This window comes from Mucilaginibacter gracilis (assembly GCF_003633615.1).
In the GTDB taxonomy this organism is placed as follows: domain Bacteria; phylum Bacteroidota; class Bacteroidia; order Sphingobacteriales; family Sphingobacteriaceae; genus Mucilaginibacter; species Mucilaginibacter gracilis.
In genome coordinates this window covers 1,850,799-1,863,623 of the sequence record NZ_RBKU01000001.1, presented here as the reverse complement: position 1 = coordinate 1,863,623, position 12,825 = coordinate 1,850,799, and the positions used below count along the sequence as shown (strand labels likewise).

Here is a 12,825-nt window from a genome sequence, read left to right as displayed (position 1 = left end):
CCTTACTGTTGTTGTTGCTGCTGCTGTTGCTGAATCATTTCTAAATATTCGCGGTAGCTATTTTTTACAACGGGTTTAATAGGCTTTACAACGGGTACATCATGGTGTACGTTTTCGTAGTCAACCGGTTCTTCCAGGTCATCCTCATTACCTACCGATACGGTAACTTCAAGCGTATGAAAGCTTGCCCCTTTATACACGCCTTTAACGGGGGTACAATCGGTAAAATTACGGCCCACGGCTAAACGCACATGGTTTTCGTTAGCAATAATGTTATTTGTAGGGTCAAGGCCAAGCCAGCCGTAATTTGGTATATAAGCCTCAACCCAGGCGTGTGTAGCCCCTTCGCCACGCATACTGGTGCTTTTAGTGGTGCAAATGTAACCGCTAACATACCTTGCAGGTACGTTAATAACACGCAGCATTTCCATTAAAATATGGGCAAAATCCTGGCAAACGCCGGCCTTTAGCTTCCATATCTCGTCAAGCGTGGTTTCAACGGTTGTAACGCCTTTTATGTACTCAAAGTTTTCGTAAACGTATTTGCAATAGCGTACAGCTGTTTGGTAAGGAGTTTCGTTGCTTTGGGTTTGGTTGGCAACAATGGCCTGCATTTCGGCCAGCCCCTCAAAATACTCTTGTCTTAAAAAATCAATATATGATACCTCGTAACGTAAATTTAGCAAATCGGCCCATTGCTGGCTGGCCAAAACATCATCAACCGGAAACATCCTGTGTTTGGTGGTTACCCAAACTTTTGATGATATTTCTAAGTGCGTATGCGGTTCTATATAGGTAAAGGCACCTATTTCATTGCCATAGTGATCAATATGGGTATCAACATGTGGCTCGCCGCTTATTTTAAGCTGGTGTTTAATTACAGTTTGATACTCATCCTGTATAGGATAAAGGATGATTTGGTTAGCACTATCGCGCACAGGGCTCTCATAGCTATACCGGGTAACATGATGAATTTTAAACTCTGGCATAAGTGGGTTACTGCAATATTAAATTAAAGGATTGCAAGGTTAAGTTTATGATTACGAAAAAGCAAAATAATGTTCATTTAACTTATTGCCAATTTTGAACAATTCGCTGCGCACATTGGTAAGGTACTCGTGCAAGCCTTCCAGCCTGATGGTTTTTACCGAACTGTACTTGATGCTACTTTGCAACCTTCCTATCAAAAATGACAATTCGCGAAAATCGTCCATATTGCTTTCGCTTTTAAGGCGCTCAAAATACATTTGGATATGGTTAACCGCATAAACCACCGACCGCGGAAAATCGTTATTTAAAATTACCTGTTCCAAAACGTTTTCGGCTTCAAAGCCCTTGCTGCGGTAATTTTTTAAATAAATTTCGTAGCCACCTAACGATAGCAATAAATGTTTCCAGTAAGTGGTATCAGTAAGTAAATCGGGGTTATCATCAATAGAGCCAAACTTGGTATCCAATATATCAACCGATTGGATGCTGCGCTCCAGGTAATGGCCTATATTCATGTAAGCACGGCCCTCGCCGCGTTCCATTGTAATTTCAAAGGTACCGTAGTATAGCATGCCTTGCTTAATTAAAATATCAAGCGCAGTAATAGGGTCGTCTTTTTCAAGCCAAAAGTTCAATTTTGGGTCGCGCACGGCATGGTAGTATTCGTTAAGGCATTGCCACAAATCTTTCGGGATATGCTCTTGTACACCACGCGCATTTTCGCGGGCCTGGGTAATAATGTTTAGTACCGAATTGGGGTTTTCCCTATCCAGCACCATATACTTTAACACGGCGCGGCTATCGTGCTCAAGCACTTCAACACCTTCGTCCTCCACGCCGGCAAAAATGCGTACCACAGGCTCCCATGTAAACTTTTGTACCGTATCCTGCGACGAGGCGTAGTTAATTTTAAGCATCCGCAATATACCATCGCTACGCTCAATGTAACGGCTCATCCAATATAAACTTGAGGCAACCCTGCTTAACATGTATGTATTTTATTATTCAATCTGTTTTCAATTATTTACATTAACACCCAGGTATCTTTACTACCGCCACCCTGCGAGCTGTTTACCACCAGCGAACCTTCGCGCAAAGCAACCCTGGTTAAACCACCAGGCACTATCTCTATACCGTCGGGCCCGCATAGGGCATAGGGCCGTAAATCTATACGCCTTGGCGTTAACGAACCCTGCATATAACACGGCGCTGCCGAAAGGCTTATGGTAGGCTGAGCAATAAAATCGCGCGGGTTTTTTAGTATCTCGTTTTTGTAATCCTCTATCTCCGCTTCGGTAGATGCATGGCCCATTAGCATGCCATAGCCGCCGCTGCCGTTTGTACGCTTAACCACCATTTTATTGATATTGGCAAAAACATACTCCTTCTCGTCTGGGTTACCCAACTGGTAAGTAGGCACGTTTTTAAGGATAGGTTCTTCGTTTAAATAATAACGTATCATATCCGGCACGTACGAGTAAATTGCTTTATCGTCGGCAACGCCATTACCTATTGCATTTACAATGGCTACATTACCACGCCTATAAGCGCCCATAATACCGGCCACACCCAATATGCTGGACGGGTTAAATTCAAGCGGATCTAAAAACTCATCATCAACACGGCGGTATATTACATCAACCTGTTGCAGGCCCGTGGTGGTTTTCATGTAAACTTTATGATCGCTCACTACAAGGTCGCGACCTTCAACCAGTTCAACCCCCATTAAGCGGGCAAGCGTGGTATGCTCAAAATAAGCCGAGTTATATATACCCGGACTAAGCAGCACAATTACCGGGTGAGGTATTTGCCTTGGCGATAACGACAAGAGGTTTTTATAAAGGATGTTTGGATATTCGGTAACGCTGCGCACCTTGCATTGCGGCAATAAATCGGGGAAAAGGCGTTTGGTTATTTCGCGGTTCTCTAACATGTAGCTTACGCCCGATGGAGTACGCAAATTGTCTTCAAGTACATAAAAGGTACCCTCGTGGTCGCGAATCAAGTCAATACCGGCTATATGCACATAAATATCATACGGAACGCTCACATTACACATTTCGCGCAAAAAGTGCGGGCACGAGTAAATAATGTCTATAGGTACAATACCATCCTTAATAATAAACTGGTTGCTGTAAACATCCTTTAAAAAAAGATTGAGCACATGCAGGCGTTGTTTAATACCTTTTTCTACAAAGGCCCATTCGTCGCCGGTAATAATGCGCGGAATAATATCAAACGGGAAAATTTTTTCTATACCCTCGCCGCTGCTATAAACCGTGAAGGTTATACCCTGGCTCATAAACAAACGCTTCGCCAGATCTTCCTTTTTGTTTAAATCGTCAATCGATTCCCGGGTTAAATACTGTATAACCTTTTGATAATGGTCGCGAATTTGTGAATTTGCACCAAACATTTCATCCCACGTGCCAGGTGTGGGGTGATAATTTTTAAAATAAGCCGAATCTTGCATTAATTAACCCTCCTTTCCTGTTGTAAATTTATTGATAACTTAAAATTTGCTATTTATAAATCCGTTTTCAATAAAAATCAACATGAAAATCAATTATGAGTAAAATTTTTCAATTTTTCATCATTTAAATTGCATTATTTTCAAATAATAATCAAAAAGATAAAGAAAATGAATTTCGAAATGGATTTATAAACTACCAGATGAAATAAAAGTAACAAAAAAAAGCGATGAGTTTACACGCATCGCTTTTTTTTATGGCATTTTAAACTAATTACTGTTGTTGAATTTGCGGCGGAGCCGGTGGCCTGGTAGTTTGATTTTGATCTGCCGGTACACCTACTACTTTATAGCTTGTGCTTCCACCATTATCAACCGTTTCCTGGTAATAAACATCATCCGGCGATACAAAGTACTTTTTACCGGCAATGTTTACTTCGCGGCTGTCTTGTGGTAACTGGTCAACAACATCGCCAACTTGCGGGGCGTGGCTATCTTGCTGTTTATCGGTAGTTAAAACACCGTCTTTACCGGCAATAACATAACCTTTTGTACCGTCCTGGTGTATAACTTCTTTGTAATAAACACCATTAAGCTCATAATACTGCTGTCCGTCAATCATTAACGATTTTGCGTGCGGTGGTAATTTAGGCACTTCGGCACCTACCGGCGGAGCCACAACTTCGTACGAATCGCTATTTTGGCGATAGTAAATGCCATTATAGCCATAGTACAAATCGGGGCCATAATAAAACGGAAAATAACCGTAAGGCAGGTAGCCAAAGCTTAACCCTATGGCCGGGTAACCAAATCCAAAACCACCATAATAAGGGCGGTGATAGCTTCTATACCCAAAACCAAAACCACCACGGATACCTATTGATAGCCTTGCGCCGCCACCGCGGCGCTGTGCATTGGCATTGCTCATAAAACATAACAACAACCCGGCAATGCTAAGTGAGGTTGCGTTTTTCAAAATATTTTTCATCGTCTTATAAATGCTTTTAATGGTGAAACATTTATTTAACTAAAATATTGTGTTTAATTGTATTGTAACACTGTTTTTTACAATTTTTTTTTAATCTCTTTTAAAAATTTCTGTTTCTTTTGTTTTGCGGCCTGTTTCGTTTTTATAGGTGCCAAAATATTCCTTTAAACAACTCACAAAATTTTGAATGGCGGGGCTATCTTTTATAGTTGCCGCATACCAGGTTCGCCTGTCAATATCCGGGGTTACGGGTATGGCAACAATATTATGGTTGCGTAAATAGGGCTTCACAATCCAATCGGGCATTATGCCAATACCAAGGTTAGCTTCCACCATATTAATTGTGGTATCGGTATAATGTATGCGGTGGTGGTTTTTAAGCTTAATGTGGTGCGCCTGTATCATATGCTCAATTAAAGGAGTATCCTGGTACGATGCATCGTACGATGGCATAATTAATTCGGTATTGCCAAAATCGGCAATTTCAAAAACGCTTTTTTTAGCCAGCTCATTGTCTTTACACATTACAACCATCAGCCTGTCTAATATTACGGGCACATAGGTTATTTTAGCATTGGTCATTTGGGTGCGTACTATGGCCACATCCAGGTCGCCGCGCAGCAGGTACTCCAACGGCCGCTTTGATGCTTCGGATAATATATGGATATTGGTATCTGGCGAAACACAATTAAAGCTTTTAATAATGCCCGGCAACCAATGGTAAGCAGTATAACTTTGGGTGCTGATGTTGAGCTTTCCGGTTTTACCGCTCTTAAAATTACTAATATCCTCTTCCAGCGACTTAATTTCGGCCAATATTTTTTCGGCACTTTGTAAAAATCTTGTTCCATTCTCGGTTAATTGCATCATTTTGCCCTGCCGGGTAAACATTTCGGTACCCATAATGCGCTCCAGCTCTTTAAGCTGATGACTGAGGGCAGATTGCGTTAAATGCAACGTAAGGGCCGATTTTGTGAGCGTACCTTCCTTCGATATGGTTTCTATTAACCTAAAATGATGCAGCGAAATATTCATTATGAAAATTACTAATACTAACTACAAATTTAATTCATTGTTTTCATACTTGGCTGCACTGTACATTTGCCAAATCTATTTTACGAAAACTTGTTCTGCATGGTAAAACACCGTATCATATTTTTTTCTTTTGTATTGATGCTTTGCGCATTAGCCGCAAAAAGCCAGCAAAAAACACTCACTTTAAAAGATGCCATACAAACCGCATTAGCTAATTACGGCACAATAAAGGCTAAGGCAAACTACATCAAGGCATCGGCAGCCAACGTTACCGAAAACAAGCGCGAGCAACTACCCGATTTTAACATTTCGGCACAGCAGGATTTTGGTACCGTTAACAGCAACTTTGGCCCATCATACGGCTACCGCGGCTTTAGTGTATCATCATCGGGCCCTTCGCTACCCAGCCAAAACTGGAACGCTGCTTTTGGTGCCTTGTATCTGGCCAACATCAACTGGGATTTTTTCTCGTTTGGCAAAGCACGCCAAAAGGTAAAGGTTGCACAATCAATACTCAACCGCGACCAGGCCGATCTATCCCAGGAGCAGTTTCAACACCAGGTACGCGTTTCAACAGCCTATCTTAACTTACTGGCTGCGCAACAACTAACCCGAGCCCAGCAAAAAAATTTGGATAGGGCCAGCGAAATATTAAAGGTAGTAGTTGTGCGTGCTAAAAACGGCTTAAATGCCGGTGTAGATTCTTCCCTGGCTGGTGCCGAGGTTTCGAGCGCAAAAATTGCACTAACCAACGCTCACGATTTTGAGCAAACACAGGCCAGCCAGTTGGCGCAGCTATTAGGCGTAACACAGCAAAACTTTACACTCGATAGCCTGTTTGTAACCGCCATACCCAAAGTTATCAACCCGCAACCGGCCATTAAATTAGAACAACACCCCATACTCCAGTTTTACCAAAACCGGATAGATTATAGCGACGCTTTAGCCAAGTACTATAAAACATTTAACTACCCCACGTTTTCGTTATTTGGCATTATGCAGGGCAAGGGCAGCGGTTTTGGCTCGGCATACGGCGCAAACAACCTTAACGATTATACGGCAAACTATGGTACGGGTGTAAACCCAACCCGTGGCAATTACCTGTTAGGTGTTGGCCTGATATGGAATTTAACCAGCCCGCTACGCGTAAAGCACCAGGTTGAGGCGCAACGCTATAATTCGTTAGGTTTAAAAGATGAGTACAACCTTGTTGATCAAAACCTACAAAACCAATCGCTACAGGCCGAAACGCGTATAGATAACGCCCTCAAAAATTACCATGAAGCGCCGGTAGGTTACAAGGCAGCATCAGATGCGTTTTTGCAAAAAAGCGTGCTGTATAAAAATGGCTTAACCACCATTGTTGATGTTACACAGGCCCTTTACGCCCTTAACCGCGCCGAAACCGATAGGTACATTGCTTATAACAACGTTTGGCAGGCCCTGCTTTATAAAGCTGCCTCAAACGGCGATTTCGGAATTTTTATTAACGAGTTTTAACGAAGAGTCGAGAAAAAAGAATCAAGAAACAAGAGCCAGGAAGCAAGAAAAAAGAAAAAATGACGCTAGTATAAAAACCAGAGCATTGCAAATAAAGTCCCTTTTTAGCTTTATTACCTGCTCTTGCTTCTTGACTCTTGCTTCTTGACTCTTCTCGACTGACTCAATTATTTATAACAACATGGGTTTAATTAAAAGTGCATTACGAAAACCGATTACTATACTGGTTATTGTTGCCGGTGTATTCTTTTTCGGTATCAACGCCGTCCGCAATATCAAAATTGATATTTTTCCCGATCTTAACTTGCCTGTAATTTACATTTCGCACCCTTACGGCGGTTATACACCAAACCAAATGGAAGCGTATTTTGGCAAGCAATACGTTAACCTATTGCTCTACGTATCGGGCGTTAAAAGTATCGAAACCAAAAACATACAAGGCTTAACCCTTTTAAAACTAACCTTTTACGAGGGCACAAACATGGCGCAAGCCGCTGCGGAGGTTACAGCGTTTTCTAACCGGGCGCAAGCCATATTCCCCAATGGCTCAAACCCGCCCTTCATTTTAAGGTTTGATGCATCAACCCTTCCTGTTGGCCAGCTGGTACTAAGCAGCCCAAAGCGCACCAATAACGAACTGCTTGATCTGGCTAACGTGTATGTTAGGTCGGGTTTTACATCTATACCGGGTTTAATTGCGCCAGCACCTTTTGGCGGCAATACCCGTACCATATTAATTAAGGTCGACCCGCAATTAATGCGGGCGCACAACCTCACTGCCGACCAGGTGGTTGCCGCCCTGCGGGTAAACAACCAAACTTCGCCGGCAGGCAACGTGCGCGTTGGCGGTCTTAACTATTTCACCCCGAGTAACACCACCATTAAAAACGTTAAAGATTTTGAGAACATCCCTTTGTATAAAGGCGGCATACAAACCCTGTTTTTAAAAGATGTTGCAACCGTTGAAGACGGCGCCGACGTTACCACAAGCTACGCGCTGGTAAATGGCAAGCGGTCGGTTTACCTCCCCATCACAAAATCTGCCGATGCTTCAACCTGGGAGGTTGTACAAAACTTAAAAAAGGCTATCCCCCGTTTCCAGGCCCTACTGCCCGATGATGTTAAGCTTTCTTACGAGTTCGACCAATCGGTATACGTAATTAACTCGGTAAAAAGCTTAGTTACCGAAGGTGCCATTGGTGCCATACTAACCGGCCTAATGGTATTGCTGTTTTTGGGCGATAGGCGCGCAGCGTTAATCGTTATCATTACCATCCCAATTTGTATCATATCGGGGGTTATGTTTTTATACCTGTTCCATCAAACCATTAATATCATGACTTTGAGCGGCCTATCGCTCGCCATTGGTATTTTGGTCGACGAATCCACGGTAACCATCGAAAACATACACCAGCATATGGATATGGGCAAACCCAAGGCCCTAGCCATTTGGGATGCCTGTAAAGAGATAGCCTTCCCTAAACTTCTCATCCTGTTTTGTATACTGGCCGTTTTTGCCCCAGCTCTCACCATGAAAGGCATACCGGGTGCCTTGTTTTTACCACTGGCATTGGCTATCGGTTTCTCCATGATAACTTCGTACCTGTTATCGCAAACCTTTGTGCCCATAATGGCCAACTGGTTAATGAAAGACCATAATGTAGATGCCAAACACGCCGAAAAGGACTATGTGCTCGACGAGGGCCATGATTCATCCGAACAAAAGGCCGCTGCACTACACAAGGCCGAACATGAACCCGAAAGCAAAAAATCGCGTTTCGAAAAAATACGGGAAAGTTATTTACGCTTTGTTGATCGTATTATAGTTTTCAGCAAAAGCATTGTAACGGTTTATGTGCTGGCGGTATCGGCCCTGGCGGTTTTATTATTGCTCACCATTGGGCGCGATGTACTGCCCAAAGTAAACGGCGGGCAATTCCAGGTGCGCCTGCGCGCTCCGGATGGTACCCGGCTTGAGCGTACCGAGGTTGACATGGTTAAAACACTGCATGTATTAGAGGATTTGGTAGGCAAAAAACATATTGCCGTTACTTCGGCATTTGTTGGGCAACACCCCGGCCAGTTTTCAACCAGTCCAATTTATTTATTTATGGCAGGCCCGCAGGAAGCCGTTTTGCAGGTTAACCTTACCGAAGATTACCGTGTTAACCTTGACGAATTGAAAGAGCGTTTCCGCAAAAAAATGAAACAGGAAATGCCCGATTTAAAGCTGTCTTTTGAGCCGATAGAGTTAACCGATAAAATATTGAGCCAGGGGTCGCCAACACCAATTGAGGTGCAAATAGCAGGCAAAAACAAAAAACAACTGGTTGCTTACGCCGATACCATTATTAAAAAGCTAAACAAAATTACCTACCTGCGCGATGTTCAACTGGCGCAAGCCGTTAATTATCCTGCTATTAATATTAATATTGATAGAGTTAGGGCTGCGCAACTGGGTGTGGGCGTGGATGATATTTCTCGTTCGTTGCTGGCTTCTACCTCATCATCCCGGTACACCGAAAAAAATGTTTGGCTCGATGAGAAAATTGGCCTGAGCTATAACGTACAGGTTGAAGTGCCCGAATACAACATGAGCAGCATTAACGACATTGGCGAAATACCTGTATTGAGCAATACAGCCCGCCCGGTATTAAACGATGTTGCCACCATTAAACGCGACACCACTTATGGCGAAAACGATAACCTGGGTGCATTACCGGTAATGTCGGTAACGGCAAACTTAAATAACATGGATTTGGGCACCGCTAACGATGATGTGCAGAAGGCCATAAAATCAATAGGTAAATTACCGCGCGGCCTCAATATAGAAACCAAAGGCTTAACCACCACACTGGTTGATACGCTGGATAGTTTACAAAGCGGCTTAATAGTAGCTATTGTTGTTATATTTTTAATGCTTGCTGCAAATTTTCAATCGTTTAAAGTGTCGTTGGTTGTACTTTCAACGGTTCCGGCGGTGTTGTTGGGTTCGTTACTGTTGTTGCGCTTAACGGGGTCAACGTTAAATCTGCAATCGTATATGGGTATGATTATGTCGGTAGGTGTATCCATCTCCAACTCGGTACTGCTTATTACCAATGCCGAGCAACTGCGTATGCATAGCGGCAACGCACTTGCCGCAGCAAAAGAAGCCGCAGCACTACGCATGCGCCCCATTGTGATGACCAGCTTGGCCATGATTGTGGGTATGATACCAATGGCATCGGGCTTAGGCGAAGGTGGTGACCAGGCATCGCCATTGGGCCGGGCTGTTATCGGCGGGCTGTTCATGTCAACCATTGCTGCATTATTTATTTTACCACTTGTTTTTGCCTGGGTACAGGGCAACACCAGCATACAATCTGTTTCTTTAGACCCTGAGGACAAAGAAAGTAAACACTACATTCCATCGCACCATGATACTAAATAATTTAAAAAGAGCATCCGTTTACACAACTATAGCTTTATTGGCTATTGGGGGATTGAGTTCTTGCGGTTCAAAAGACAAAGAAAAGGCTGCCGACGAACAGCAAGCCGATTCGATACCCACAATTCCGGTTTTTGCGCTGCAAAAGGGTATACTGCCTTCGGTACTTAAAATACCGGGCGAACTTGCACCTTACCAACAGGTTGATTTATATGCCAAAATAAGCAGTTTTGTAAAAAAGGTAAATGTTGATGTAGGTTCGGAAGTGCAACAAGGCCAATTGTTAATGACAATGGACGCGCCCGAAATTAATTCGCAATTGGCCGAGGCTAAATCAAAAATAAAAACGCAGGAAGCCGTTTACATGGCCAGCAAAGCCAATTACGATAGGTTGTACGAAACCAGCAAAACTCCCGGAACCATATCAGGCAACGACCTTGACCAGGCATCGGCCCGCAAAAACTCCGACGAGGCACAACTCGAAGCAGCTAAATCGGCATATCAGGCGGTGCAGGCAAACCTGGCCTATTTACAAATACGCGCACCGTTTAACGCCGTAGTAAGTTCGCGCAACACAAACCCTGGTGCATACGTTGGCCCAACAGGTAAAGGCTCTGATTTGCCCTTGCTGGTTTTGCAGCAACAAAAACGATTACGTTTGATAATATCTGTTCCCGAAGCGTACTCGGGCATCTTAAAAGAAAAAAGCAAGGTAAACTTTACAGTGCGTTCCATACCCGGCAAACAATTTACAGCAAGCGTAAACCGCATGGCTGGAGCCCTGGATAGCAAACTCCGGTCGGAACGTTTGGAGATGGACGTTTACAATAACGATAAAACGCTATTGCCCGGCATGTATGCCGAAGTGAGCATGAGCATTGCACCTAAGGATAGTACCTTTATTATTCCGCGTACGGCTTTGGTAATGTCTACCGAAAAGGTTTTTGTAATTCGCGTTGTTAATGGTAAAGCCGAATGGGTTGGCGTTACCAAAGGCCGCGAAGCAGATGGCAAAGTTGAGGTATATGGCGATTTAAAACCGGGCGACGATATAGTAACCACCGCTAACGACGAGATACGCGATGGCCAACCGGTACGCAAAAAATAATTATTCCAGTTTAATAAGCCGGAGCAGTTGCCGCGGCTTATTAAACTGGCTTACCTTTTAAACTTTACTGAACTATCGGAACACCAAACTCCGACGACTCACGGATAAACAATTCGGTATCCAGCATTTTGGTTTCAAACTCGGTAACCGGGTACTTGCTTTCTATCAGTTGTATCAGCATTTCGGTGGCTATCTGCCCAATTTTAAAAGCTGGTTGCCTAACCGTTGTTAAAGGCGGACTAAACAATTCAGCAAAATCCGAATTGGTAAAACCTGCAATCGCAATATCCAAAGGCACTTTTACGCCAAGTTTTTTCAGTGCAATAAGGCAACCGGTGCTTAACCTGTCTCCGGCCACAAAAATAGCCTCGGGTTTATCGGGTAAATTAATAAGGTGCTTAACAGCATTCTCTACCTCATCTTGTATCATCCCGCCATGATCGCAATGCTGTAAATAATCAGCATTAAACGGAATATTGTGTTTAGCCAATGCGGCTTTATATCCCTCAAGCCGTTCTATAGTAATAGACAGGTACCACGAACTGGTTAAATGCCCTATTTTGCGAATACCCGATTGAATGAGGTGTTCGGTAGCATCAAAGGCCCCTTTATAATTATTGGCTACAACTTTGTGAGTTTCAATTTCGGCAGCAACACGGTCAAAAAAAACAATTGGCAAACCCTTGTCATGCAAGTATTTAAGGTGCGACAAATCCTGAGTTTCCGACGATAACGAAACCAGCAAACCATCAACCGAGCGCGACGCCATGTGCTGTACGTTTACCACTTCCCTGTCGTACGATTCATGTGTTTGCGTGATAATAACGTGATAACCACGGTTGTAAGCAATAGATTCTATCCCGTTTATAGCCTGCGAAAAGTAATTGTTGGCAACTTCGCAAACAACCACGCCTATAGAATGGCTGCGTCGTTCTTTCAAACTTAAAGCTATCGGATTAGGGTGATAATTTATTTTTTCGGCATATTCTAAAACCAATTTTTTAGTCTCAGCACTAATTTCATAGCCACCGCGTAACGCCCTCGAAACTGTAGAAGTTGAAAGCCCCAACGCTTTCGCGATGTCTTTTATAGTTATCGGCTCAAACATGCTTTTTAATTAACAATTGAATATATGAACAAAACGTTAAAGTTTTAAAATCCACATAAAGCAAATATACTAATCAATTTTTATTTATCCGGCAACGTTCCCGGCAACGATTGCACAAATATTTATCGTTTAAATTACACCTTATTCAAAGCAAGTAGCATATTTTAGTACAACAATTATAAATAAACCAATTATC

At 43.1% G+C, this 12,825-nt stretch carries 9 protein-coding genes; 3 read left to right on the top strand and 6 right to left on the bottom strand.

The annotated features are described in order from the left end of the window. Window positions 1-2 precede the first annotated feature (2 nt). From BDD43_RS07995 to BDD43_RS07975, 5 genes are all read right to left on the bottom strand, one after another. Window positions 3-989 carry a transglutaminase family protein gene (locus tag BDD43_RS07995; RefSeq protein WP_121197183.1) on the bottom strand — a complete coding sequence of 329 codons (987 nt, stop codon included), beginning with the start codon at window positions 987-989 and terminating at the stop codon, window positions 3-5. A gap of 51 nt (window positions 990-1,040) precedes the next feature. Beyond that, complete coding sequence (locus BDD43_RS07990) at window positions 1,041-1,979, bottom strand: alpha-E domain-containing protein (RefSeq protein WP_121197182.1); 939 nt, start codon at window positions 1,977-1,979, stop codon at window positions 1,041-1,043. Between the two features lie 35 nt (window positions 1,980-2,014). Next, entirely contained in the window at window positions 2,015-3,463 is a 1,449-nt protein-coding gene (locus BDD43_RS07985; protein ID WP_121197181.1) for a circularly permuted type 2 ATP-grasp protein, read from the bottom strand. A 271-nt stretch (window positions 3,464-3,734) separates the two neighbouring features. Further along, window positions 3,735-4,448, bottom strand: coding sequence for a DUF6515 family protein (locus BDD43_RS07980; RefSeq protein WP_121197180.1), 714 nt, complete (start codon window positions 4,446-4,448; stop codon window positions 3,735-3,737). A 90-nt stretch (window positions 4,449-4,538) separates the two neighbouring features. Further along, on the bottom strand, window positions 4,539-5,483 hold the full coding sequence (locus BDD43_RS07975) for a LysR family transcriptional regulator (RefSeq protein WP_121197179.1): 945 nt from the start codon (window positions 5,481-5,483) through the stop codon (window positions 4,539-4,541). Window positions 5,484-5,582: 99 nt separating this feature from the next. On the opposite strand from BDD43_RS07975, the gene BDD43_RS07970 reads away from it, so the two are divergent. The 3 genes from BDD43_RS07970 to BDD43_RS07960 all read left to right on the top strand — a co-directional run bounded on the left by BDD43_RS07970 (window position 5,583) and on the right by BDD43_RS07960 (window position 11,521). Further along, the gene (locus BDD43_RS07970) at window positions 5,583-6,983 is read left to right on the top strand and encodes a TolC family protein (RefSeq protein ID WP_121197178.1); all 1,401 of its coding nucleotides are present in this window, start codon (window positions 5,583-5,585) and stop codon (window positions 6,981-6,983) included. Window positions 6,984-7,164: 181 nt separating this feature from the next. Continuing rightward, the gene (locus BDD43_RS07965; RefSeq protein WP_121197177.1) at window positions 7,165-10,416 is read left to right on the top strand and encodes an efflux RND transporter permease subunit; all 3,252 of its coding nucleotides are present in this window, start codon (window positions 7,165-7,167) and stop codon (window positions 10,414-10,416) included. Further along, complete coding sequence (locus tag BDD43_RS07960) at window positions 10,403-11,521, top strand: efflux RND transporter periplasmic adaptor subunit (RefSeq protein ID WP_121197176.1); 1,119 nt, start codon at window positions 10,403-10,405, stop codon at window positions 11,519-11,521. Before BDD43_RS07965 ends, BDD43_RS07960 begins: the two co-directional genes overlap by 14 nt. 64 nt (window positions 11,522-11,585) lie before the next feature. Here BDD43_RS07960 and BDD43_RS07955 read toward each other — a convergent pair whose 3' ends face one another. Next, window positions 11,586-12,629: a LacI family DNA-binding transcriptional regulator gene (locus tag BDD43_RS07955; RefSeq protein ID WP_121197175.1), complete on the bottom strand. Its 1,044-nt coding sequence runs from the start codon at window positions 12,627-12,629 to the stop codon at window positions 11,586-11,588. Window positions 12,630-12,825 lie beyond the last annotated feature (196 nt).